At 37.8% G+C, this 24,358-nt stretch carries 29 protein-coding genes and 1 riboswitch; of the genes, 18 read left to right on the top strand and 11 right to left on the bottom strand.

Annotated features, from left to right (window positions below; genetic code table 11):
* Nucleotides 1-42: 42 nt before the first annotated feature.
* Nucleotides 43-1,236 (top strand): class I SAM-dependent rRNA methyltransferase, encoded by a 1,194-nt coding sequence (locus tag ACOI1D_RS10470; protein ID WP_422501229.1) that lies wholly within the window; start codon nt 43-45, stop codon nt 1,234-1,236.
* A gap of 56 nt (nt 1,237-1,292) precedes the next feature.
* Complete coding sequence (locus ACOI1D_RS10465; RefSeq protein WP_422501228.1) at nt 1,293-1,973, top strand: HAD family hydrolase; 681 nt, start codon at nt 1,293-1,295, stop codon at nt 1,971-1,973.
* A gap of 5 nt (nt 1,974-1,978) precedes the next feature.
* Here the strand turns inward: ACOI1D_RS10465 and ACOI1D_RS10460 are convergent, their stop codons facing one another.
* Nucleotides 1,979-2,515, bottom strand: a complete 537-nt coding sequence (locus tag ACOI1D_RS10460) for a cysteine hydrolase family protein (protein ID WP_422501227.1) — start codon at nt 2,513-2,515, stop codon at nt 1,979-1,981.
* A gap of 161 nt (nt 2,516-2,676) precedes the next feature.
* On the opposite strand from ACOI1D_RS10460, the gene ACOI1D_RS10455 reads away from it, so the two are divergent.
* A complete protein-coding gene (locus ACOI1D_RS10455) occupies nt 2,677-3,723 on the top strand; it encodes a hypothetical protein (RefSeq protein WP_422501226.1) in 1,047 nt (348 codons plus the stop codon).
* 47 nt (nt 3,724-3,770) lie between these two features.
* On the opposite strand, the gene ACOI1D_RS10450 is transcribed toward ACOI1D_RS10455, so the two are convergent.
* Nucleotides 3,771-5,351 carry a M4 family metallopeptidase gene (locus ACOI1D_RS10450; RefSeq protein WP_422501225.1) on the bottom strand — a complete coding sequence of 527 codons (1,581 nt, stop codon included), beginning with the start codon at nt 5,349-5,351 and terminating at the stop codon, nt 3,771-3,773.
* A gap of 308 nt (nt 5,352-5,659) precedes the next feature.
* On the opposite strand from ACOI1D_RS10450, the gene ACOI1D_RS10445 reads away from it, so the two are divergent.
* A complete protein-coding gene (locus tag ACOI1D_RS10445) occupies nt 5,660-6,076 on the top strand; it encodes a GNAT family N-acetyltransferase (RefSeq protein WP_422501224.1) in 417 nt (138 codons plus the stop codon).
* A gap of 17 nt (nt 6,077-6,093) precedes the next feature.
* Here ACOI1D_RS10445 and ACOI1D_RS10440 read toward each other — a convergent pair whose 3' ends face one another.
* Together ACOI1D_RS10440 and mnmH are read right to left on the bottom strand one after the other, a co-directional pair.
* The gene (locus tag ACOI1D_RS10440; protein WP_422501223.1) at nt 6,094-6,534 is read right to left on the bottom strand and encodes a YaiI/YqxD family protein; all 441 of its coding nucleotides are present in this window, start codon (nt 6,532-6,534) and stop codon (nt 6,094-6,096) included.
* Between the two features lie 19 nt (nt 6,535-6,553).
* Nucleotides 6,554-7,606, bottom strand: a complete 1,053-nt coding sequence (gene mnmH, locus ACOI1D_RS10435; RefSeq protein ID WP_422501222.1) for a tRNA 2-selenouridine(34) synthase MnmH — start codon at nt 7,604-7,606, stop codon at nt 6,554-6,556.
* A gap of 219 nt (nt 7,607-7,825) precedes the next feature.
* Here mnmH and ACOI1D_RS10430 point away from each other — a divergent pair, with 219 nt between their 5' ends.
* Nucleotides 7,826-8,758 (top strand): alpha/beta hydrolase, encoded by a 933-nt coding sequence (locus ACOI1D_RS10430; protein ID WP_422501254.1) that lies wholly within the window; start codon nt 7,826-7,828, stop codon nt 8,756-8,758.
* A 39-nt stretch (nt 8,759-8,797) separates the two neighbouring features.
* Here the strand turns inward: ACOI1D_RS10430 and ACOI1D_RS10425 are convergent, their stop codons facing one another.
* Entirely contained in the window at nt 8,798-9,742 is a 945-nt protein-coding gene (locus ACOI1D_RS10425; RefSeq protein ID WP_422501221.1) for an ATP-grasp domain-containing protein, read from the bottom strand.
* A 41-nt stretch (nt 9,743-9,783) separates the two neighbouring features.
* A complete protein-coding gene (locus tag ACOI1D_RS10420) occupies nt 9,784-10,836 on the bottom strand; it encodes an LLM class flavin-dependent oxidoreductase (RefSeq protein WP_422501220.1) in 1,053 nt (350 codons plus the stop codon).
* Between the two features lie 101 nt (nt 10,837-10,937).
* A riboswitch (SAM riboswitch) is annotated at nt 10,938-11,044 on the bottom strand.
* 132 nt (nt 11,045-11,176) lie between these two features.
* On the opposite strand from ACOI1D_RS10420, the gene ACOI1D_RS10415 reads away from it, so the two are divergent.
* The 6 genes from ACOI1D_RS10415 (at nt 11,177) to ACOI1D_RS10390 (ending at nt 14,603) form a co-directional block, all read left to right on the top strand.
* Nucleotides 11,177-11,509 (top strand): PadR family transcriptional regulator, encoded by a 333-nt coding sequence (locus ACOI1D_RS10415; RefSeq protein WP_422501219.1) that lies wholly within the window; start codon nt 11,177-11,179, stop codon nt 11,507-11,509.
* A gap of 354 nt (nt 11,510-11,863) precedes the next feature.
* On the top strand, nt 11,864-12,136 hold the full coding sequence (locus tag ACOI1D_RS10410; RefSeq protein WP_422501218.1) for a hypothetical protein: 273 nt from the start codon (nt 11,864-11,866) through the stop codon (nt 12,134-12,136).
* Between the two features lie 121 nt (nt 12,137-12,257).
* Nucleotides 12,258-12,419, top strand: coding sequence for a hypothetical protein (locus tag ACOI1D_RS10405; protein WP_422501217.1), 162 nt, complete (start codon nt 12,258-12,260; stop codon nt 12,417-12,419).
* Between the two features lie 183 nt (nt 12,420-12,602).
* Entirely contained in the window at nt 12,603-13,001 is a 399-nt protein-coding gene (locus ACOI1D_RS10400; protein WP_422501216.1) for a GntR family transcriptional regulator, read from the top strand.
* Nucleotides 12,998-14,104: a DUF1648 domain-containing protein gene (locus ACOI1D_RS10395; protein ID WP_422501215.1), complete on the top strand. Its 1,107-nt coding sequence runs from the start codon at nt 12,998-13,000 to the stop codon at nt 14,102-14,104. The genes ACOI1D_RS10400 and ACOI1D_RS10395 overlap by 4 nt, the downstream gene beginning before the upstream one ends.
* A 1-nt stretch (nt 14,105) precedes the next feature.
* A complete protein-coding gene (locus ACOI1D_RS10390) occupies nt 14,106-14,603 on the top strand; it encodes a GNAT family N-acetyltransferase (protein WP_422501214.1) in 498 nt (165 codons plus the stop codon).
* Nucleotides 14,604-14,721: 118 nt separating this feature from the next.
* On the opposite strand, the gene ACOI1D_RS10385 is transcribed toward ACOI1D_RS10390, so the two are convergent.
* Nucleotides 14,722-15,126, bottom strand: a complete 405-nt coding sequence (locus ACOI1D_RS10385; protein WP_422501213.1) for a S1 domain-containing RNA-binding protein — start codon at nt 15,124-15,126, stop codon at nt 14,722-14,724.
* 307 nt (nt 15,127-15,433) lie between these two features.
* On the opposite strand from ACOI1D_RS10385, the gene ACOI1D_RS10380 reads away from it, so the two are divergent.
* Complete coding sequence (locus ACOI1D_RS10380) at nt 15,434-15,718, top strand: hypothetical protein (RefSeq protein ID WP_422501212.1); 285 nt, start codon at nt 15,434-15,436, stop codon at nt 15,716-15,718.
* A gap of 120 nt (nt 15,719-15,838) precedes the next feature.
* Nucleotides 15,839-16,069, top strand: a complete 231-nt coding sequence (locus ACOI1D_RS10375) for a hypothetical protein (protein ID WP_422501211.1) — start codon at nt 15,839-15,841, stop codon at nt 16,067-16,069.
* Between the two features lie 66 nt (nt 16,070-16,135).
* Here the strand turns inward: ACOI1D_RS10375 and ACOI1D_RS10370 are convergent, their stop codons facing one another.
* Together ACOI1D_RS10370 and ACOI1D_RS10365 are read right to left on the bottom strand one after the other, a co-directional pair.
* The gene (locus ACOI1D_RS10370) at nt 16,136-16,486 is read right to left on the bottom strand and encodes an ASCH domain-containing protein (protein ID WP_422501210.1); all 351 of its coding nucleotides are present in this window, start codon (nt 16,484-16,486) and stop codon (nt 16,136-16,138) included.
* Nucleotides 16,487-16,673: 187 nt separating this feature from the next.
* Entirely contained in the window at nt 16,674-17,048 is a 375-nt protein-coding gene (locus ACOI1D_RS10365) for a carboxymuconolactone decarboxylase family protein (protein WP_422501253.1), read from the bottom strand.
* A gap of 157 nt (nt 17,049-17,205) precedes the next feature.
* Here ACOI1D_RS10365 and ACOI1D_RS10360 point away from each other — a divergent pair, with 157 nt between their 5' ends.
* From ACOI1D_RS10360 to ytxJ, 4 genes are all read left to right on the top strand, one after another.
* Nucleotides 17,206-18,033: an STAS domain-containing protein gene (locus ACOI1D_RS10360; RefSeq protein ID WP_422501209.1), complete on the top strand. Its 828-nt coding sequence runs from the start codon at nt 17,206-17,208 to the stop codon at nt 18,031-18,033.
* A 587-nt stretch (nt 18,034-18,620) separates the two neighbouring features.
* Nucleotides 18,621-20,147 (top strand): BCCT family transporter, encoded by a 1,527-nt coding sequence (locus tag ACOI1D_RS10355; protein WP_422501252.1) that lies wholly within the window; start codon nt 18,621-18,623, stop codon nt 20,145-20,147.
* 72 nt (nt 20,148-20,219) lie between these two features.
* Nucleotides 20,220-21,041 carry a squalene/phytoene synthase family protein gene (locus ACOI1D_RS10350; RefSeq protein ID WP_422501208.1) on the top strand — a complete coding sequence of 274 codons (822 nt, stop codon included), beginning with the start codon at nt 20,220-20,222 and terminating at the stop codon, nt 21,039-21,041.
* Nucleotides 21,042-21,147: 106 nt separating this feature from the next.
* Nucleotides 21,148-21,498 (top strand): bacillithiol system redox-active protein YtxJ, encoded by a 351-nt coding sequence (ytxJ, locus tag ACOI1D_RS10345; protein WP_422501207.1) that lies wholly within the window; start codon nt 21,148-21,150, stop codon nt 21,496-21,498.
* Between the two features lie 74 nt (nt 21,499-21,572).
* Here the strand turns inward: ytxJ and ACOI1D_RS10340 are convergent, their stop codons facing one another.
* Together ACOI1D_RS10340 and ACOI1D_RS10335 are read right to left on the bottom strand one after the other, a co-directional pair.
* Nucleotides 21,573-21,758: a hypothetical protein gene (locus tag ACOI1D_RS10340; protein WP_422501206.1), complete on the bottom strand. Its 186-nt coding sequence runs from the start codon at nt 21,756-21,758 to the stop codon at nt 21,573-21,575.
* An 82-nt stretch (nt 21,759-21,840) separates the two neighbouring features.
* Nucleotides 21,841-22,242, bottom strand: coding sequence for a hypothetical protein (locus ACOI1D_RS10335; RefSeq protein ID WP_422501205.1), 402 nt, complete (start codon nt 22,240-22,242; stop codon nt 21,841-21,843).
* Nucleotides 22,243-22,609: 367 nt separating this feature from the next.
* Between ACOI1D_RS10335 and ACOI1D_RS10330 the strand changes: the two genes are divergently transcribed.
* Nucleotides 22,610-24,076, top strand: coding sequence for an MDR family MFS transporter (locus ACOI1D_RS10330; RefSeq protein ID WP_422501204.1), 1,467 nt, complete (start codon nt 22,610-22,612; stop codon nt 24,074-24,076).
* The last annotated feature ends 282 nt before the right edge of the window (nt 24,077-24,358 follow it).

The raw sequence follows: 24,358 nt of genomic DNA, 5'->3' as shown, positions 1-24,358 counted from the left end.
TCTACATGCGATAATAAAAAAAACAGTTGATAGGATGAAATTATGACAACAGTAATTGAATTAACCATTGCGTCTAACTATGTAAAAGATTATAAAGCAGGTTACCCTTTAATTAAAAAGGATTTTATTAAAAATACGAACGTTCTTAAAAACGAAGGATCTATCGTTCATTTGGTTGATCAAAACCGTAATTTTATTGCAAAGGGATATTATGGTAATCAAAATAAAGGTCTTGGCTGGGTGTTGACGAAGAATAAAGCGGAAGCGATTGACTATTCGTTTTTTAAATCCAGAATCAAAGAAGCAATGGATAGCAGGATTGCCTTATATCAAAGTGCCGACACAACGGGATTCAGGGTTTTTAATGGGGAAGGTGACGGTATAGGTGGGTTAACGATTGACTACTTTGCTGGGTATTATTTAATCAATTGGTATAGTGAAGGAATTTACACATTTAAAGATAGTGTGATTCGTGTACTTGATGAGCTTTGCGAGTATCGAGCAATTTATGAAAAGAAGCGGTTTGATACAAAGGGTCAATACATTGACGACGATGATTTTGTAAAAGGTACACGGGGCGAATTTCCAATTATCATAAAAGAAAACGGTATGAACTATGCTGTGTATTTGAATGATGGTGCTATGGTTGGAGTTTTTCTGGACCAAAGGCAGGTAAGGAAAGCCATTCGAGATAAATATTCTGAAGGAAAGAATGTATTAAACACCTTTTCATATACTGGTGCTTTTTCTGTTGCAGCAGCACTTGGCGGTGCGGCTAAGACAACAAATGTCGACCTGGCAAAACGCAGCCAAAGTAAAACTATTGAGCAGTTCAGTGTTAATGGAATTGATTATGAGCAGCAGGATATAAAAGTGATGGATGTCTTTGAGTATTTTAAATATGCAAAAAGAAAAGAATTGAAGTTTGATCTCGTCATTCTTGATCCACCAAGCTTTGCACGTTCAAAAAAGCATACATTCAGTACAGCGAAGGATTACTCAGGGCTCATAAAAGACACGATCGCCATAACTGAAAAAAATGGGGTTATTGTTGCTTCAACGAATAATGCATCGTTTGGAATGAAAAAATTTAAAGGGTTCATTGAAAAAGCCTTCAAAGAAACCCAAACAAACTATAGAGTACTGGAAGAATTCAATCTGCCAAGCGACTTTAAGACCCACGCACACTTTCCACAAAGTAACTATTTAAAAGTAGTAATAGTGGAGAAGAAATAACGGTGCCTGGCACCACCCGAATTATGTCGAAAAATAGTATTTGAGGGGTATTTTCTATGATTCGTGCTGTGTTATTTGATTTAGATGGGACGTTGTTGGATCGTGATCAGTCGGTTAGGAATTTTATCGATGGGCAATACGAGCGGATGATTAATTTGTTGGGTCATATTCCAAAACAGGTGTATACGACTAGGTTTTTACAGTTGGATAGCCATGGATATGTCTGGAAGGATAAAGTGTACCAGCAAATGGTGGAAGAATTCAGCATAGAGTTGCCATGGGGAAAACTGCTGGAGGACTATATATACGAGTTTAAGCATAGTTGCATAGCCTTTCCTAATCTTATTCAAATGCTTGAGGAATTGAAAGATAAATCAATCCGTATGGGAATAATCACGAATGGAAAAGGGCAATTTCAACTAGATAATATCAGGGCTCTTGGCATTGAAAACTATTTCAACCCTATTCTTATATCGGAGTGGGAAAAGCTTAAAAAGCCAGATCCATTAATTTTTCATAAGGCATTAAATCAACTAGGCGCAAAGCCTGATGAGACTATATTTGTTGGGGACCATCCTGAAAATGATATCAGGGCTGCTGCAAATGTAGGGATGAAGACGATCTGGAAAAAGAATGATTTGAGGGAAGATGTTCAAGCAATCCACACAATTAACGACCTAATGGAAATAACGAAAGCAGTAGAGATAGAGAACCATGAAAAAGGAGCTAATCTGTAATCAGATCAGCTCCTTTTTTCCTGGTTAGTAACAATTTCCTCAACGGTCTTTATATCTGCAAACCAACGAAGCAAACCATTATGATGATCAATTATTTGCTGAGCAGAAAGAGCTGCGCTATCAAATGTGCTATGGGCATCCTTAGCCAGGGTAACCTTATAGTCTAGGCTAAACGCGCGCTTACAGGTAGTGTCGACACAAAGTTCTGTTTGAATGCCGGATATAATAAGATTTGTAACTCCCAAAGTTCTCAGATAATCCATTAGCCCTGTATTGTAGAAGGAGTCAGGTGTAGCCTTGGATATTTTAATATCGTGTAAATCAGGAGTTATTTCCTCATGAATTGTCCAACCGACTGAATTAGGTTCTAATGGGCTACTAGGCGGTCCGTTATGTTGTACATAGATTAATGGAATTTGATGAACGCGAGCATAGGAAATGATTTTATTTATGTTCTGCAAAAGTTTTGCCCCATTCGAAACTGGAGGATCCATCTGAAACATTCCTGTCTGTACATCAATAATTAAAATTGCGGTATTCAATTTTTCACATCCTTATTGGGATCGTTTGTTCTGTTTTATTTTATCATTTTAAACTAATAAATACTAAATAAATATTTTGTAATTATTTTTACTCTATAAAGTAACTATCTATTGCTTTATAAAGTAATATAAATTACTATATAGAGTAAGGAGAGGGTAATTTGGAAAATATTAGCTTGAATGTATCGTTACTAAGAAGGCGTGTTCCTAATCTAACCAGTGCTGCTAAATCAGTTGGATTACGACCAGCAACTGTATCGAACTTGTGTACAGGGAAAATTCCTGTCGGTAGATCAGAAGTACGTACACTTGTAGCTCTAGCATCACTAGCTGAATGTAGTTTGGATGAGTTGATTATTAGAGGGGAGACGGTTCAGATGATTGAAACGAAAATTAAAACACTTGATTTGTTTGCACCACTAGCAAAAGGGGGAACGGTAGGATTAGTAGCGCGGCCTGGTATGGGTCAGCTTGTAGTGGTAACAGAATTATTTTATCGCTTGGGTAAGGGGGGATTTACAACGGTATTATTAAAACCTGAAGGGGACTTCCCAGAGATTAAAGACATTCTGGACTATGTTGATATTGTTGCAACATCAATTGAGGATGCCTATGAAAAGATGGCTGCAATTGGTAAAGATAAGGAAATAGCATTTGCCGCGGACCGAAGTCATGTTCTAACTGGAAAAGTATATGAACTTCAAGAACGTTTAAGTGATATTGGTGCTCAAAATGTCACCACATTTTTGGTTGATTTAAAAGGTGAGGTGGTTGATGAAGACCTTCCTTATGGACCACTAGAAACATTATGGCATTTTGATGCAGATCTCTCTGCTAGATATAAGTATCCGGCAGTAAACCCAATATACTCAACATCATCCGTATTAGAGGGTGCTCATCTAGATCAAAATCATTTCACTACACAACAGCGAGCGCAAAAATTGTTAAGAAGATACCATGAGCTTCGGGCACTAGTAAATGTTAAGGGATTGGATAGTATCCCCAAATCTGAAGCAGTAACCTATAAACGTGGAGAGCGATTGGAAGCATATTTAACCCAACCATTCTATGTTGCAGAAGAATTCACTGGACAGAAGGGTGAGGCAGTTAACCTTCAGGATACAATTAATGACGTACGTAAAATATTAGATGGCAGCGCAGATTCAAAAGATGTTGAATCTCTAAACTTCATTGGAAAACTATCATAGATTAAGAAAAAATACTCGGGTGGTGCCTGGCACCACCCGAGTATTAATTAATAAACGCCAACGTTGTTCCAAGCCTGTGATACTGCATTTGCCGTTGATGATCCGTACAAATCTGTAGCGGATTGTTCTAATGCTGCCCTTGCATAAGAGAAGTCGCTGTCTGGTGTTAAGTATACCGTTAAAGCTCGATAGTATACATTTTCTGCTACGGAAATTCCTAAGTTGTTAATCGTATAATATGCTGCTTTATTTGGAATACCGCTGTTAGTGTGAACCCCACCCCAGTCACCTTCTTTTGTTACCGGTAAATCCTGATACTCATTCATGTGGTCTGGTTGGTTGTATGCATTTGGGTTAGACATGGAACGAAGCGCATCACCAGAACGGTAAGGCGTGTAGACATCTTCGCCCATTAACCAGTCTTCAGAGTCAACGAAAAAGCCAAACACATCAGAGAAAGATTCATTTAATGCGCCAGATTGTGATTGATAGACTAGACCAGCTGTTGTATCGGTAACAGCGTGTGTAAGCTCGTGTGCAACCACATCGTTTGCACCTGATAGGTATGTGAATGTACTGCCATCACCATCGCCATAAATCATCTGATTGCCTGTCCATGCAGCATTATTATAGTTATTGCCGTAATGTACTGTCGATCGAATAGAAGAACCTTGATTGTCATAGCTTACACGGCCAAATGTATCATAATAGTAATCGAAAACTTGTCCAGCATAGTAATGCGCATCAACCGCTGCCTTTTGACGTTCACTATAAAATGTGTTGCCGCTATCTGTTACATAGTAACCTGGCAGGGATTGTCCACCATAGTTATCAAAAGTTTCGATTACTCCGTTCATAGGTTTTGTGATATCAAACAAGTAATAATTACTATTTGTAAAATAGGTGTTTAAATACTTTGTATCTCCTAAAACACCTGTACCTCTTCCTGTTGCTTCATTAACTAGATTAATAGCCTGCAGGATTTCACCTGACTCTGCATTTACATATACCTGCCAGTTTGCTGGGTATGGTTCCGCAAATTGTAGTTCGATATGATAAGCCAAAGAATACGTTCCTTCATTATGATAAACAACTAAATCGCTGTTTTCTGTTAATGTATGGAAGGTACCTCCTTTTAGGCTTTTCACTTTTTTGTCCGCTTCCTCCCGGTTAACTTCAATATGGTTCCAGGCAGAACCAATTGCATCTTTTTTGTTGATTTTCCGTTGTTGTTTTAAATGTGCGGGTGCATCATTATGAAAATTTCCATTTACGGAAGTAACCTCGCCATTTTGGTCAGTATGTACAATCACTCTAGCATTTGCTACGGGAATACCTTCTACTGCAGGCTGGAATGTATAGTGAGACATACCCAAATCATCCTGCATTACCTTAATAAATATCAAATCTTTATTTGGGTTAATGCCTAGATCGTCCGCATTTTCCTTTAAAAAACTAATAGCTGCCTTCTTTGAATCTACCTTTGACTCGTGAAACTTTTTTGTCATAAATTGAGGAGTTGTCGTCTTTTGATCTAGTTTAGAGTCAGTGTCAGCATAAGCAATTGTTCCTCCTGAAATAATACCGGTACCTAGTATTAGTGATGTTACTAGGGGTTTCCAATTCATTATAATTCTTCCCTGTTTTTTCGACAATTCAAATATAACAAATAATTCTAACAACTACTATGGTCTGATAGAATTGATTATCGGTTAGGGAATCGTGTCTAGTACAACTTGTGCAAGTTTAAAAGGTAGGGAGAAAGGACTTGAAAGTTAAATGAAAGATTGCTATAGTACTACTCTGGGTAAGGAGTGTAATAGGTTATTACCTATGTGCTGGGCAAATAATAGCCAAGCTTCAAACGTTGTATACCGCGCCTGTTATGGAAAAGAGTAAGAATTGAAGATAAAAAATAGATAGGGGAAAGTAGGCTATGAGAATTTCCGAACAATTTAATCAGAAAGATAGCGAATACATCAAGAAGAAGGTAATCGAACATAATATGGAGAAGATACCGAATCAAGTTAAAACGGCAAATAAGAATATCGGTTTTTTTCTAAAGGATGACAGTGGTGAAATAGTGGGTGGTATTACTGCAAACATGTTTTGGCATCATATTCATATTGAATTTCTATGGGTGGATAAACGTTTTCGTGGGGAAGGTTATGGAGGTATGTTAGTAGATAAATTAGAGGGATTTGCCAGGGAAAAGGCTGTTAGATTGATCTATTTAGATTCGTTTAGCTTCCAGGCACCAGAATTCTATCAGAAAAAGGGCTATGAAGTTTTTGGTAAAATAGAGGATCATCCAAAAGGATTTGATCTTTATTTTTTGCAGAAGCGATTTTAGGTAGTAGGATACTAGTACTACCTTTTAATCACTTTTAGAAGTAGATTACTAAATTTCAGCTGATCTTCTTCTGTAAAGGCTTTTGGTCCTTTTGTTCTCTTTCCGCTTTTTCTTGCCATTGCACTTGTATAACGTGTTTGTAATAGTGGATTAATATTTTCCTGTGTATACTCAAACCCTTTATGGTGAAGGACAATGCATCCTTTGCCTAAAGCAAGAGAGGCTAACCCATAATCCTGAGTGATGATAATGTCATATTTTTTAGCCAGCTGCATAATCCGAAAGTCAGCAGAGTCAGCCCCTGTATCAACGTAGACCGTATCAACACCAGGCGCCTCATCTCCGTTAGAAAAATGCGCAAAGCTTTTTACAAGTGTTACAGGAATGTGTGCGTCTGATGCAATTGAAACAATGCTGTCTTTAACCGGACATGCGTCGGCATCTACATAAATCTGCAAAAGGAGTCACCTCAATTCTTTATAATTTTTGCTTGTTCCATTCTGCTTTCTTCAATAGATCCTGGATTTGATCGAATGCCTCGTCCACTGTTTGTGCGTCAATAATGACTTTTTTGTCCTCAGAAAAAGCTTCAGCAGCATGTTCATAACGGGGATCATAGTAATATTCAAGTAATAATTGGACGGCAGCACTATATTCCTCATTAGACAAATGTTCATAAATTTCTTTTGCAATTGGTGTGTGGATTCGCTTTTGGATGAGTTTAAAAGCCTCCATAAATTTTTCTGGATAGTTCCATGGCTGGTAATCTTCTAAGATATTTTTAACCCTTTCCTCCATTGGCAGGTTGATAAAAATTTGAGTCCCAGCTTCTTTATGATTATAAAGAAATTCAGGTATGGTAACTTTTCCAATTCGTTTGCTTTCGCCTTCCATAAAAAGAAAGGGAGCGTTTTGGTATGCCAATAAATCATTTATTAATAAGGATTCAAAGTCTTTCTGATTGCTTGGTTTGATGCCAATTTGGCCGAAAATTGAGCCTCTATGACTTGCCATTCCTTCCAAATCAATCACAGGGTATCCGTTTTTCTTTAGCTTTTCTAACAAAATAGTTTTTCCGGTACCGGTATATCCGTTTAATACATAGGCTTCGGCTGTTAATTGATAATTTTCTAACGTTTTAACAACCCACTGACGGTAGGACCTTATTCCTCCACTCAAGCGAAAGGCGTGATCACCCATTAAATCCAGCACTGTTGCAGCCGTTTTACTTCTCATTCCACCTCGCCAGCAAAAGACGGTCTTAGACGTTTGTATACTACGAAATGCTTTGATGAATTCTGGAAGCTTTGCTGAAAAGATTTCTAGCCCTCGCTCTTTTGCAGCATTAGATCCCACTTGTTTATAAATGGTACCAACTTCGGCACGTTCATCGTTGTCAAAAATCGGGATATTAATACTGCCCGGTATAGTGGCCTCATTGAACTCTTTAGGTGAACGAACATCAATCATTGTATGTGTTTCTTTATTTTTCAATTCAAATAATCTTTCTAGTTTAATATCTTGAACCATCATCAGTACTCCTTTTTTAAGTCCTCATCGTCGACACAACAAGCCCAGTATTGCCAATAGCTGCATTGCTTATAATCCGATTATCCAAGGGAGTTTAATTTTTGTAACTGTATATTTTATTAAGTTATATATTAATTTTATCACAGGATGATGATCAACATTAGGATTATGCTATAGTTATTGTCTATAGTTTTCTATAATAAAAGAAAAGGAGGCGTTCTGATGAGCAAAATGTCGTATGCAGGTTTACTGAATCAAACATTAGATATATATGAAAAAGAGGGCAGTCTTACAGCTTACAAGTATATTACAGATAACGCTACAAAAGTTTGTGGGAATACAGCACAGTTGTTTAATTTTCGATATTCTCTTGCCAGTGCCTCAGGCCTTGAAGTTGAAGCTTTGAATCTAATGCGGGAAGCAATAATTGAAAATGGCTACTGGTACGAGTATGACTACTTAATGGCTGATGAAGATTTAATATCGCTACGTAAATATGATGAATTTGATGAACTGGTGAACATTTGTAAGGAAAGGGAAGTACTCGCTAAAACTTTAGCTAAACCCGAACTAAAAGTTATCAATAGCAAAAGGACTTCAAGTGATTTAGTGATAGTTGCGATCCATGGTGATCAAGAAAATATCGAAATCACTGAAGAGTATTGGCCTTCTATTGGTAATAAGCTAGTTTTACCGCAATCTTCTCAAATAGAATTCTCGAATGCATATGTCTGGGATGACGTAGACATAGGAGCCAATGAATTAAAGGTACACGTTGAACAAGAAGGGCACATGAAAAGTAATCAGAGTTCGCTAATAATCGGGGGGTTTTCCGCTGGATGTAGAGTGGCACTAAAAGCGATTCTCACGAAAAAAGTTGAGGCAGTAGATGGTTTAATATTTATGGCTCCGTGGTTACCTGAAATTGATGAATATGAGGAACTGATACATCACCTTAAGGGTATTAAGGTTTATGTTCTTTGTGGTGACCAAGACAACGATAGTTTGGACTGTACCAAAAGGTTCGTTGAAATCTTAGCGACCAATAATATCGCATATTCATTTAAAGTTATTAAAGATCTAAGTCATGAATATCCTGATGATTTTAACCTTTATATAGAACAAGGAATAGATTTCATATCACATATATAAAACCCCCCCCCTATACAACTGGGGGGATAGAATATTGGTTTACTGTTTTAGAACACTTAGTTGACTGCCAAGATATTTTGCCAATTCTAGCATGCCATATTTATCAGCCTGTGCTTCTGCATCAGAGTTGTAATTTGTATTTGTATTCACATCATAGGTGAAGATCTCACCGTTTTCGTTATAAATGAATTCGATGCCAGCTACTTTTATGTCATTATTATGAAGGAATTCTTCATATTTTTGTATGATAGGGTCCTGGAAGTTATTAATCACCTGGAATTTTGGTTTCTCAGGAACTTCTTCACCAACTGGACAAAACAAATCGTCAATTTTGCATGCATCTGCAGGGCATAGTTCAAATCCTTCTGATGTATCCACTTGAACAGCGTAAACAAATTTCCCTCCAACAAATTCACATCGGGTTATATAAGGCTCTGGCGCTTGGATGTATTCCTGGATAAGTGTTATTCCATCAATTGATGGGTCAAATGATGGGCCATCAAGATATTCCTCTAATGCCTCAATTGAGTGGAAAAGCTGTACGCCAAGTCCTTTTCCAGCGCGGTTATGCTTTGTTATAAAAGATGGAAGATCTAAATCTTTTGCAGCCTGGATAATCTCATCTTTCCCAACAGCCGCAATTGTTTTCGGTGTTTTAACACCAGCAATATCTAGTGCTGTATATTGGTTTACTTTACTTACCTCAAGGCGGAGTGCACGACTGCCGTTAACTACTGTACGTCCATGGCGTTCAAGCCATGATAGTACGGCTTCTGTGAGCTCAGGTGCAAATCTATTGCCGCGTGTATGGGAAGAAGCGCTCATCCGGCTGTAAAAGACTCCTTCAGGTGGAACTTTAGATAAATCAACAGTGCCTTTATCTAAATGCCACTCTTCATAAGGAAGGTTTAATTCTTCCAATCGCTTTATTAAATGTGCTGTCCATTCATTATTTTCATGGATTACATAAATTTTTTCACTCATGTTTAGTACCTCCTATTTTATCATGCAAGCTTTCTTTAAAGTCACCCCTGACCAAGGAGCTTCCGCTTTTCTTCAACCAAAGGCATTACTTGTTTTGAGAATCTTTCCATTTCTTCTAATTGAGGTGAGAACTGTAGAAGTAAAAGATCTACACCAATATTTTCAAACTCAATAATGCGGTCCGCAATTTGCTCAGGTGTACCGATTAAATTGGGACGTAATCCTCTGTTAGAGACCGAGTAATCGTTCAGTTTAACTTGTTGTTCAAGCTGTGATTTACCAACGAAATCCTCATATCCAGAGTAACCACTTGTTTCTTTCATATCGGTAATTCTCTTCCACTCTTCCACGACTTCTTCTTCGGTATCGCGGCAAATGATATATGCAGCTAGACCAAATGATTGTAGGGGTTCTTTACCAGTTTCTGCTCGTAGTGCTTTCATGTTTTCCACTTTGGTTTTGATCTCTTCAACCGTTCCGCCATGCATTACATAGGCATCACACGCATCCACAATTACTTGTTTTCCACGCTCACTTTCGCCACCTGCATATAAAATCGGGTTTGGTCGTTGTACAGGCTTTGGTTCCAAGTGGGCATTTGAAACCTCATAGAACTTACCTTTATAGTTGAATTGTTTTTCTGTCCACATACCTTTTAATACATCTAAAAATTCCTCTGTTCGTTTGTAGCGTTCATCATGCTCTGTGAAGTCTCCGTTGTATTGCCGTGCTTCTTCTTCCCACCAGCCTGAAACAACGTTTAAAGTAAAGCGGCCATTAGAAATATGGTCGATATTTGCAGCCATTTTAGCTGTGACAGCAGGGTTGTGAAAAACGGGTCTAACTGCAGCCATAATCTCAATTTTATCGGTAACAGCAGCAAGTGCAGCAGCAGTTGACCAAGCTTCTATCGAATCATGTTCAATTCCTTTTATATCATTTAAATATAATTCAGCAATTAATGTAGTATCATATCCCCATTTTTCCGCAGATTGTACGACTTGTTTAGCATATTCAAAAGTTGGAGGCATATTTTCATCGTCTACGTTTCGTAGCCATCCCCCAAATATAGGTAACCAAAAACCATATTTCATGCTGTTTATCCCCCTGTTTTTTTAAAATGGCTTGTGCAGTTATTAATTTCTTTACTATCTAAAAAAACCTCTTCGGTAAGAAGAAGTTTTGTGACTAGCTTCTCTTATCTCTCAGAGCAATCGCTCTGCTGGAATTAGCACCTTTTTGAAAAGATCAAAGGGTTGCTGGGTTTCATAGGGCCATTCCCTCCACCGCTCTTCATAAGAATATTCAATTAAAGTAATCATACCAGATAACTAGGAAATAAATCAATTACCTTGTTTCACTTTACAAAATTATGTGATTTTTATATAGTAAACTTATATATACCTCATAATACTAGGTAGGTGGTGATAAAATATGTTTAATCGCGAATTAGTAAAAGGAAGTACATCTCTTCTTATACTCCAGCTGTTGAATGATCGGGATATGTACGGGTATGAATTGGTGAAGGAAATGGATAGAAGAAGTGATCACCATTTCCAGGTGAAAGAGGGTACACTTTACCCAGCACTGCACAAGCTTGAAAAACAAGAGTATATTGAGTTTTATTGGGAAAATCAGGAAAAGGGGCCTGCGCGTAAATATTACCGAATTACAACAGAAGGAAAAAAGATTTTAGATGAGAAAACGAGCGAATGGCATCGTTATGTACAGGTAATGAATAATTTAATTGGGAGAAATGAATCATGAGTTTAGTGAATCAGCAATTTTTCCAGGAATTAGATAAGAGATTGGCCATCACCCCGATAAACAGAAAATACTGGCAGACTATGAGATGCACGTTTACGAGCTATTACAGGAAGAGTCGGTAGAAGAGGGACACAAGTACGAGAAAATTGTCTCAAGACAGGATCACCACGTGAAATTGCGGAAGTTTGGAAAGAAGAAGCAACTGCTACTCCAAAAAGGACACAGTGGCTATTTATTCTAGTCAATATTGGCTTTTTTATAGGTGGTAGTTTATTAACGTTAAGCTATAATGTTTTTAAATGGAAATGGATTGATTTAATATGGTTAAGGCTTACCGCGATGCCTTCCATCATAATGTTTGCCTATATCCTTTTCTGGAGCTTAATTGGCTATGAGATTGGTAGGGAATTTGGTCATGGAGGGCATAAGTTGTTAAGGAAAACCTTTGTAATATCAATTGTGCCTAATTTAGTATTGATGTATTTAACTATTTTTAAGCTTATTCCACTTGAATGGTTTCAACCTCTTCTGAGTGTGCCGTTTATAGCTGCATGCGTCATAACAACTGGGTTTCTTTACCCGGTAAGCTGGATTGGCTACCAATGGGGAAGAAAGGCTTCAGTATAAACGGGGGCTATTTAGTCCTTGTAATGAAATCTCAAATCCCTCTAGTCTGTTAAATATATTTTTTTGTTTGTATACATAGAACTACTAAGTATATAGAATAACAATATAAGGTGGGGTAGGAATGGATGTTCAAACTAATAAGAGTGATTGGTTCTTTCTAATAATTTGTATAGCGCTTGGTGTACTGGCAGAACTGAGTTTTTTTCATGGAAGCATAGGTGTTTCATATCTCGTATTTTTTATCAGGATTTTACGCAATATTATTTCTTCGATACCGTTTTAAATTTACATATACAAGGGTTGGATTACTTTTAATGGGGTGTATAGGATTGTTGTCAGGGAACAAAAAGTGGAAGAAAAGCTGGAAAATTTAACAGTTTATTAAACTATTTTCTTCTCGTTTTTTGTGCTATCTGTTATACTGTTTATATAACAGATGTGCAAAAAAAGAATGAGGTGGTTCAATGTGTATATCAATCTTGATTTAGAAGCAACAGAACCCATTTATACGCAGTTAAAAAACCAGATAATAGCAGGTATAGCAAGAAAAGAAATTCTGCCAGGTGAGGGATTGCCGTCCGTGCGTTCACTTGCTGCAGATATTGGAATAAATCTTCATACAGTAAACAAGGCATATCAGCAGTTGAAACAGGAAGGATTTATCTTAATCCATCGTCAAAAGGGTGTTGTTGTTCATCCTGATGGTGTGCCTAAAGCGGATAGTGATCATATAAAACAGCTTAAACATATACTGCATCCGTTAATAGCAGAATCCGTATGCCGGGATATAAGTGAGAAGGAATTTATACAACTGTGTAAGGGATTGTATCGTGAATTTCAAGAGGAAGAAGGTGGCGAGGAATGAATGCAATGATGATTTTTTTACTTTTGATAATTTTGGTTCCGGTCTTTATATCCCTGATGTTTATTCCATATTGGACCAGAAAGACAGAAAGCTTTGGTGTGTCAATTCCAGAAGATGTCTATAACAGCACAGGCTTAAAAAAGATGCGGAAACAATATGCTTTTTTGACGGGTATATTGAGTGCAGTCGTAGCAATTATATTTCTTGTCCTGGGCTCCTCGATTGAAAATGAGGAAACGATGAGCATTCTTTTTTCACTAGTAATTGCCGTATTTATTGTGGCAAGCTTTTTAATTTACCTTAAGTTCCATCGTGAGATGAAGGTGTTGAAGAAGAGTCAGAACTGGTCAGAAAAAAAGTCGCAAAGGCTTGTAGTAAATACTCAATTTCGTGATCAAAAGCTTACGTACTCGAATTTTTGGTTTGTCTTATCTTTTATTATTGCATTTGCATCAATTTTTATCACGTTTCGATTTTATGAACGAATACCTGAGAAAATCCCGATGCAATATAACTTTAGTGGAGATGTGACCAACTACTCAACTAAATCATATCGTACGTTATTGGTCATGCCAATTATGCAGATCTATTTAACGCTATTGTTTATCTTTTTAAACACCATGATTTCTAAAGCAAAGCAACAAGTGAATGCCGAGCAACCGGAAGAATCCATGCGTAAAAATGTTATTTTTAGGCGCAGATGGTCCGCATATATAATAAGTACCGGAATTGCTACGACAATCTTGTTTACTATTATCCAATTTTCTTTTATTTTCACAATAAATCAACAGGTACTGGTTATTGCCCCACTTGTATTGACAATTGGATTAACTGTATGGGCAATTGTGCTCTCAATTACAACAGGGCAGGGTGGCAGTCGCCTGAAAACAAGTACGGGACAAAATGGCAAAGTGATTGATAGAGATGATGATCAGTATTGGAAGCTAGGGGTATTTTACTATAATAGAAATGATCCCTCTATCTTTTTAGAGAAACGTTTTGGAGTCGGTTGGACAAATAACTGGGCACACCCGTTATCATGGATAATAATTCTAATCATCATTGCTGGTGCTATTGGAATACCACTATTGTTAGGAGCTTAATATGAAGACACTATTAATGGATACGATGCGCAAAAGTGACGCAACACAAGTGCTTGCGATATTTCAAGAAGGAATAGATACAAAAAATGCAACCTTTGAGACAAAAGTTCCTACATGGGAAGAGTGGGACCGTGATCATATTTCATCTTGCAGGCTGGTTGCACGTGAAGGGGATCGAGTGGTCGGTTGGGCAGCATTGACTCCTGCTTCATCTCGTGCCGCTTATGCAGGTGTAGCGGAGGTGAGTATATATTTGCGGATTGAAAGCGTAGGTCAAGGGCTAGGCAGTAGACTTCTTGAAGCATTGATTAAAACAAGTGAGGAAAATGGATTTTGGACGTTAACCTCTGGGATTTTCCCGGAAAATAAAAATAGCATGGCATTACATGAGAAGCTGGGTTTTCGTAAAATGGGGACTCAGGAAAGAATTGGGAAACTGGATGGTGTCTGGCGTGACGTTGTGCAGATGGAGCGGCGTAGTGAAGTTGTTGGGGTTTAAATAAATCCAACTCCTATGGGTGATCTTATAAAAGCTTTAAACGAACGAACTGAATATAGCGAAAAGATAAGGCAGGCCATTATGTAATGGCCTGCCTTATCTACTAGAAGGAACGGGTTTATCCGCGTCTTCCACCTCTGCCGCCTCGTTTTGTCTCTGTACTACGTTTAAGAGAGTACTGAGTTTCTTCACTAGACTTCAAAAAGTTACTTATTTTATCTTCAAAGTTTTCTTTTGGTTTGAAGTTACCCTTAGATCTATTGTCTTTGTTCCTCGTTTGGCGTTGTGGTCGATCGACAGTTTGCTTGATGGATAAGGCAATTTTTCCTTCTTTTTCACTAATCACCTTAACTTCAATCAGATCTCCTACTTTAAGGTGGTCGTTAACATCTTTTACATAACTGTCTGCGACCTCGCTAATATGAACAAGACCTGTTGAACCTCCAGGTAATTCTACAAACGCTCCAAAATTGGTGATACCTGTTACTTTGCCTTCTACCTTACTACCTATTTCAATTGCCAAAAAGTTTTCCCCCTGAATGATATTGTAAGCACATTATTATAACAGAAAATCAGTATAAAGTGTAGTTATTTAAAAGTTGTCTTGATTATAATAAAGCCGTATCTCAATTATAACAGAATTCATGACTAAAGAATCAACTTTTTGCGCATCCAGATTTTGCTTTATAAATATTTGGAGAAAAATACAGCAAATGTACGTTAAATCCAGTGTGTAAAAAGAGATACAAACCTGTAAAAACACGTGACATGTTTAGATTTTTTTTATGTGGGGACAGGATAGTATAAGCGTAATTAGAGGAGTTGATACCATGAATAAAAAACATTTATTAGTAGCTATTCCATTGGCAGCCGGTTTAACGCTGACTGGTTGTGCTGAAGACGAAGAAGGTAAAACTAATGACGAAACAATCGGTGAAGCGGAAACCGGTGGGGATGCTGAAGAGTGGGACCCAGATGAGGAACCAAAAGAAGGCGATGGAAATGTCGGCGCAGATGCAGAAGAACCTGACTTAGATGAAGAGCCTAAAGAAGATGGTAATCTTGGAGCGGATGCAGAAGAGCCTGACCTGGATGAGGAGCCATCTAAGGAGTAATTATCAGGTTATCAGATGGATGGAAAATATATATGGTTCATAAGTAAAAAGAGCCTATGTTTAATTAAATTATATAATGGTTAAAGAATAATATAACTACTAATAAAAGGAGTCGATAATATGAATTTAAAACATTTATTATTAGCCTTACCACTGGGAGCTGGACTTGTACTAACTGGTTGTGCTGAGGAAGACACAACAAATGAAGATAATGTTGTTGAGGAAGAAGAAGGTAATGCAGGAACAGATGCGGAAGAGCCGGATGTAGATGAAGAACCATCAGAAGAGACTGGAAATGCAGGAGCAGATGCGGAAGAGCCGGACTTAGATGAAGAACCTTCAGAGCAATAAGTATTAGGTTATAAGAGAACGCCTGCCCATTAGATTGGACAGGCGTTCTTTTTCAATTTAAGAAATTTAATTTTTTACTTGAGCAAATTCATGTACCCATACTTTCATTTCCGGTGTCCATGGCATACCGGGATGTGATGACAATATAGAGTTTTTGTATTCTTCTACAGTCTCGTATCCCTCTTGCTTTGCGTGATGGTCAGTTAATTCACCAAGGGTTTGAGGATACACATTTTCGACTACGAACCTATGATCTTCAAGTTTCATAATTTCACCAACATCTGCATATCTACCATTTCTTCGAGTAGCCGTTTTTGTGCCATTTATTACTTTTTCAATATCTTGAGGAACAGTAATTAATCGTTCAATAGAACATGTCTTGGGAGGCAATTCGTTATTTTTATTATTTTCTACCACGTTAATTCCACCTTTTATGCTTTTATTTCCTACGAGCTAAGTATATATGAAAATACTACTTTTGTAAGGTTGGAAACATATATGAGATGTATTTTTAATCTGGGCGCGAAGAAAAAGCCGGGTGAAAAAAGAATCATCATCAGACAAATACCCACCGGGTGAGGTGGGTATTAATCAGGGGTAACCTTTAATGTTCCATTTTTTTATCGGAATAATAGTCAAATGTGTCCATGGTTAAGGTAACGCCCTGTGAAAATGCAGCGCCACCACCCAGTGCAGCACTGATAGCAATTGTTTCCATGATTTCATCTTGGGTCGCACCATGCTCAACAGCACCTTTTACATGATAAATGATACAGTATTCATCCTGGGAATAGATGCTAATCCCTAGTGCGATCAATTGTTTTTCCTTTTTTGCAACTGATCCTTCCTCAAAGCATGCTTGCGTGAAGTTGAAATAGCCTTTTGTCATTTCCGGAAATTGTTTTTCCATTCGTGTGCTGCCTTGTTTATAATCATTAATTGATTGGTCAAAGTAATTAATTATTTCATCTGAATGCATGTCCATCGTTTTCCACTCCATTTTAATACGTATTTTATAGTATAGGGTTTAGTAGTATGACAAAATTCATACATGGAAATAAATGTTTCATAATTGTTAATTGAGAGGTTTTTAATAATAAGGTATAGTATATATAAAAAATCGAGGTGGATTCATTATGTCTTTAAATTATAAATCGCAAGTTGAACTAATAGGCAATAAAATCGGTGAAATGAAGTATCATATTGCACGGGAAATGGCTGAAAAATTAGACAATGATACAGACCAAGCACTTGAAATTCGTGCAGAAATTGTTCAGATAATTGCAGATGGTTTAAGCCAGGATTCGATAAAAGCAGTAATGAATCGCATTACTACCTGGGGTGAAGTGACAGGAAAACAGGCTATTACTTATGGCGTTGCTTTGGATGAATCATTAAAAAGCACATCAAAAATTAGACAACTGTTATGGAGCAGGATAGAGGAGATTGTTAAACGTTACAACCTGTCTACTGAAACTGTTTTTGAAGTAGCCCGTAAGCTCGATCCAATACTTGATCAGGCTGTCTACGCCTACAGTACGGAGTATGTTAAATCCTATAAAGGAATATTAGAGGAAGCGCAAGAAAACTTTTTAACACTCTCCGCTCCGGTAGTTCCTGTTTTAGAAGGTGTAGCTGTTCTACCAATAATAGGTGGTGTTGATACTGTTCGTGCCGATGTTTTATTGGAAACTGCATTGCGCGAATCAACACAACAAGACCTGACACATTTGTTCATTGATTTGTCTGGCGTAACTGTTGTAGATACAATGGTGGCACATTATGTTTATAAAATTATTCAATCGTTAGAAATGGTAGGGGTAAAGGCTGTCCTTGCCGGTATTCGTCCTGAGGTTGCCCAAACCATGGTCACGTTGGGAGTCAACTTTTCAGAAGTTAAAACGTATAGTACAATGCAACAAGCTTTGTCAAAGCATTTGTCTGCTGAAAGTCTACTTAAGTAAACCTCTTTTGAAAGACTATAAATTGATCGTATTTTTCCGCGGATAATAGATGATATCACAGTATGTTCTTTAATGGTTGGAACTGTGATTAACCAATATTACTATGATCCTTACAATAAAATTATATGTTCCTGGTATGTAGTGAAGATAAACGTAGAAATCGAGCACTGATTGTCGGAAATCGAGCACTGAAAGCAGAATTCGAGCACCAGACGCCGGAAATCGAGCGTCAACAGGTTGGTGCGCGTTTTTCGCTGCTAGGTGCTCGAAAAAATAGTTTGGCACTCGATTTTACATAGTTGATGCTCGAAAATACACGATTTCATTGTTTTTAGGAACTTTAGGCAACTTTAAAATGTGCACTAAAGCCAAGGTGGCAATGCATATACCCAAAGTATGTGGAAAAGATAAACACAGAGTTATAAACCAAATGAATAGGAATTGTTTCGTATATTTACATATATCCTATAGTGTCTGGGAGTTGACGTTATACCTAGTCACCACCTATAATAATATCTTGTGTAATTTAAACGAGCAAGTATATTAGGAGGAAAAACGTGCCAAACAACGAAAAACCTAAATTAGATATGACAGTATTTATAGTAAGTGGTGGATTTTTAATAGCGTTTATCCTTTTATCATTTATAGACAGCACAATGGTTGGTAATACAATTACAAAACTATTTGGATATTCAGTAGAATTTTTTGGAGCTTATTGGCAGTTATTATTACTTGGAAACTTTTTTGTTGGAATATTTTTAGCCTTCTCAAAGTATGGTAAGGTACGTTTGGGTAATCAGGATAAACCAAAGTACAGTTATTATAAGTGGGTGGCCATGATTCTGTGTACACTACTGGCAAGCGGTGGTGTATTCTGGGCAGCTGCTGAACCAATGTTCCATTACATGGATACACCTCCATTATTTGGCGGTGGATCAGGTAATGTTCCGGCTGCATTTGCACAATCATTTATGCACTGGGGATTTTTGGCTTGGGCCATACTTGGGACTCTTGCAACAATTGTGACAATGTATGTTCATTACGATAAGGGCTATCCTTTACGTCCAAGGGCATTATTGTATCCAATATTCGGAGAAAAAATATATAAGAAAAGTATACTTGGTTCAACAGCTGACATTGTTTCAATTGTGGCAACAGTAGCTGGTACATTGGGGCCTCTTGGCTTTCTTGGGTTACAGATATCATATGGTCTCAATCATTTGTTTGGTATCCCTAATACAGTAACAGTAAGTATTGTTGTTGTTATAGTACTGGTAGCAATTGCTGCAATTTCTGCTGCAACAGGAGTAGATCGAGGAATACTATTTTTAAGTAGAATTAATATTGGAATGACAATCTTGCTGGCCGGGGTTCTACTAGTAATTGGTCCAACGTTATTTATTATTGATTCATTTGTTGGGGGAACAGGATTCCGTCTGCAAAACTTTTTTACAATGAGTATGTATCGAGGTGATAGCGCCTGGCTTGGTTATTGGACAATCTTCTTCTGGGGATGGTTCATTGGCTACGCTCCAATGCTCATTATTTTTATAAGCCGTATATCCCGAGGGAGGACAATTAAAGATCTAATTATTGCAGTCTCCATTGTTGCTCCGCTTGTCAGTAATTTTTGGTTTTCAATTGTCGGTGGGACAGGTGTATTTTTTGAAATAGAAAACCCCGGATCTATTTCAAACGCGTTAAACGAAGCAGGTATGCCGGCAGCAGTAATGGCCATCATGGACCAACTTCCGTTTGGTGTAATTATGGCTGTGGCTTTCTTATTAGTATCCGTTGTATTTGTCGCTACAACAACAGATACGATGTCTTATACAATTGCGGTTACATTGACGGGAAATGACCATCCTCAAAAATGGCTGCGTGTATTCTGGGCACTAATATTCGGGCTTACAACAATAATGATACTGACTATTGGTGAAAACAGTATAACCTCTATCCAGAATTCAATTGTCATTACAGCTGTACCTGTGTCAATTTTATTACTTCCACCGCTGTGGCTGGCACCGAAGATAGCTAAGAAAATGGCGATTGATCAAGGGATTGCATGGGAAAGAGAACAATTGCAACCGAGGGATCGAAAAAAGGATTACTAAATGAAGATATAAATTAGTCGAATTTTTTGTTATACTTAACTATACCTCGTAGTTTACGAAGGAGGATAAAAGTTGAGAGACAGAACAAAATTGCAAAAAGAAGCCATGCACACACTAAAGCTTACAAGTAGAACATTTTACATACCAATTAGTCTCTTGAAGCCTACTTTAAAAGAAACGGTAGCTTCGGCGTATTTGTGTATGCGAGCAATTGATGAGATAGAAGATCATGAAAAGTTGGATTCTGAATCAAAGCAACATTTACTGCAGTCGACTAGTATACTTTTGAATAATAACAAATTTGATAATGAAGCATATCAGGTTCTTATTGATCCATACAGGGATTTATTACCTGAGGTCTCAGCCAGACTCGGGGATTGGATTGATTTCTGTCCTGTTGAAATTGTTGAAAAAATAAAAGAATCAACCAGTATTATGGCAGCTGGGATGGCTAAGTGGGTTGAGCAAGATTGGCAAATTAAAAGTAAAGAGGACTTAGATGATTATACATACTATGTAGCAGGGTTAGTTGGTGTTATGCTTTCTGACATATGGGAATGGTATGATGGAACAAAGACAGATCGAGACCTTGCTATCGCTTATGGACGTGGTTTACAAATTGTAAACATTTTACGAAATCAACAAGAAGACAAGCAACGTGGTGTCAGTTTCGTGCCGGACGATTGGGATATCGATGATCTGCATCGATACACAGAGCAAAATCTACAACTTGCAGATGAGTATATGAAGGATATCAAAAACCGAAATATACTTTTATTTTGTAGAATACCTCTGGCACTTGCGAAGCGTACACTTAAAGCTTTAATGAATGGTCGGGAAAAAATATCACGTAACGAAGTTGAAAAAATTGTAGATGAAATTACAAATGAATAACTCTAATCAAAAACACAGTTTCCTGAATCTGTGTTTTTGATAGTGGGTAAGATATTGTATATGATTGAGACAGATAATATAACTAGTAATGAAAGGGGCAAACAGAATGAATCAAATGCAGGAAATTGACAACAGGGAAGACTGGGATCAGATATTTCAAGATTCAACTAAAAACCCTGTATTAGTATTTAAGCATAGTACTACTTGTCCAATAAGCGCTAAGGCTTTCCAGGAATACACGTCGTACGTAGAAGCAAATGAGGAATCAGTTAATAACTATTTGGTGAAAGTGATTGAAAGCAGAGAGGTTTCCAATCAAATCCAAAATGATACAAACATTAAGCATGAATCTCCACAGCTGTTTCTGATAAAAGATCAAGAAGTAGTTTGGCATACGTCACACGGAAAGATTACTAAAGGGAATATTGAAGATACAATCAGTAGCAAACTCGTATAGGTAACATTAAATAATCAATTAATTGAGGAAGAGCTTGTGGAATACTATCCCCAAGCTCTTTCTCTATTTACCCGTTATTTTCCAAGTAACGCTTTTACTCCTAGATACAAAAGAACTAATGAAAAAACGATCATAGCAACTCCGCCAATAATCACGAAAAAATTAGCAATTGACGCAGTGATTAACGCCGTAGTTGGAATATTGGTTAGGGCAAAGCCTGCTAAAATACATGCCAAATAAAGTAATACTAAATGTTGCACAATATCACCTCCATCCTTACTGCATAAGTGCAATTAAGGCATTCGTCATTAAGCTTGGCGATAAGTCAAGATTCCTAATTGCTTAGTAGCATTGGAAAGACTGCACCCTGTCTAGGTCTACGCCGTAGTAGACCCACCTATAACCGGTCCAGCGAAAACCGGAAATGGAGCGTCTACCAACAAACACTGGGAAAAACCAAAATGAGTCTCGATACAGCCAGACATAGGTGAAACGATAAAGACAGCCCTGAATGGCACCAGGATCTACCGCGTAGGTTTGGAATTGCCCCTGTGTTGGGGTGAAAGCTGGTGGAGGACTACTTGGTGCACCAAAAGATTGCCCGCCACCGGGAAAAGGGAAACCGGGTTGCCCTCCACCCGGTATATCTGGTTGCTCACCACCTGGGAATCCAGGAAAGCCAGAAAAGAAATCCGGTAGATTAAACTGCCTTTGTGGATTATTGGATTGATTATAATAATTCATTTGTATACCTCCTCTTTAAAAGCGTCCCTATACTATATGGTCGTTCGTCCAGAATGGGAATAAAATTTTTGTAGTTGTATCGGAATTTCATCTAAAACTAATGATATAATAATGAAGCTATTGTGAAAGAACTTATTAGTTTGAAGAATAATGAATAGCAGGTATTGAAAAAATACCTTGTAGAGGTTGTTCAAAAAGTCCGGTAAAAATGACACATCGAATTTCTTCGTTGGCTTGCTTTTCCGCTACTCACGTATTGATTGCATACATTCCGTTGCTCGAAGCTAGTCCTCCTCTAACTTCTCGGTCCTTTTTATCCTCTTTTTGAACACGCACTTATAAGAATTATTAAAGGGGATTGTAATACATGGAAAAAGATTCAGGAGAAAAGAAGTATGAATACCTTGCCGATGATCCAAACGGCAAAGTAATGCCAATTATGCTGTCATTAATCATTGGCGCATTTTTTGCAATCTTAAATGAAACGCTATTAAATATTGCGCTGACTACATTAATGAATGAATTTAATATAACCGTTACGACAGTACAGTGGATGGCGACTGGATTTATGCTTGTTATGGGTATCGTTATACCAATGTCAGCTGTGTTACTGCAATGGTTTACGACAAGGCAAATGTTTCTTGGAACTATGTCAGTATTTACAATTGGCACGGTTGTTTGCTCTATTGCGCCAACATTCCCCTTGTTACTTGCAGGTCGGGTGTTACAGGCGATAGGGACAGGATTGTTAATACCTATTATTTTTAATACATTCCTGCTGATTTTCCCACCACGCAGGCGTGGCGCAGTGATGGGGATTGTAGGGCTTGTAATTATGTTTGCGCCGGCAATTGGTCCAACCTTATCGGGGGTAATTGTACAGCATCTGGGTTGGCGTTATTTATTTATTACAGTAATACCTTTTGCATTATTTTCAATAGTCTTTGCATACAAATACCTCATTAATGTTTCAGAGGTGACGAAGCCTAAAATTGATGTTTTATCCATTATTTATTCTACGATAGGTTTTGGTGGAGTCGTTTTTGGTTTTAGTTCTGCAGGAGGCAGCGAAGAAGGATTTTTAAGTCCGAAAGCATATGTTCCAATCTTTATTGGGATTATTGCATTGCTATTATTTTCACTGAGACAGTTTAAACTTAAAGATCCCTTGCTCGATTTAAGGGTATTTAAATATCCGATGTATACTCTTGGTGTAGTAATGTTTATCATTATCATCATGGCTATGTTCGCTTCCGAAATTATTTTACCGATTTATATGCAAGGACCTTTAGCTTTAACTGCTGCAACTGCAGGTCTGGTTCTATTGCCAGGTAGCTTGTTGAATGGTCTTCTGTCACCTGTTATGGGAAAACTGTTTGATAAAGTTGGACCCAGGAAGCTTATGATTCCGGCTAGTTTTTTATTGTGTGGAACAATGTTTATTATGACTGGGCTGGATATGAATACGCCAGTTTGGATAATAGTTGTCAGTTATGTTTTATTAATGATTTCCGTGTCAGCTATTATGATGCCAGTTGAAACAAACGGTTTAAATCAACTACCAAAAAGGCTTTATCCTCACGGCACAGCAGTTATGACGACTTTACAGCCTGTTGCTGGGGCTATAGGTGTATCAGCGTTTATTAGTATGATGAATGCAAAAAAGAACAGCGTGCTGGCTGGTGCTGAGACTCCTGGTGATCCGCTAACCATAAGTAAAGCAATGGTGGCAGGAGTTGAACTGGTATACTATGTAGCATTAGGTTTTACCGTACTGGCTTTGATTGTTTCTTTCTATGTCTATCGTGCCGAACCAAAAGAAGAAGTCAAATAATGATATAAATGAAATCAAAACCCATTCGCTTAAATGTGTTTTGATTTTTTTTGGCAAGTAAGTATAAAAACTTTGGCTTTGTTAAGCTTGCATACAATAACAGCCGCGTCCAGCTCCAGCGCCCAGAGACTAGCGAGACTTCCCTCGCCTTCGTACGATAAGTCAACATCGGCTTCCTTCCTCAGAGGGGGGGCCGACTAAAAGCAGACTTGCCGTCCAACGTTTCAGGGGTATGTTTCCTTTATCTCCTACGGCTCAGTCCAGTCCGTACATCTCTACCCA

Origin of the sequence: Virgibacillus sp. DJP39 (assembly GCF_049310925.1) — a bacterium.
Classification (GTDB): Bacteria; Bacillota; Bacilli; order Bacillales; family Amphibacillaceae; genus Virgibacillus_F.
Note: the sequence above shows the minus strand (reverse complement) of the source record. Positions and strands in the feature narration are given on the sequence as shown.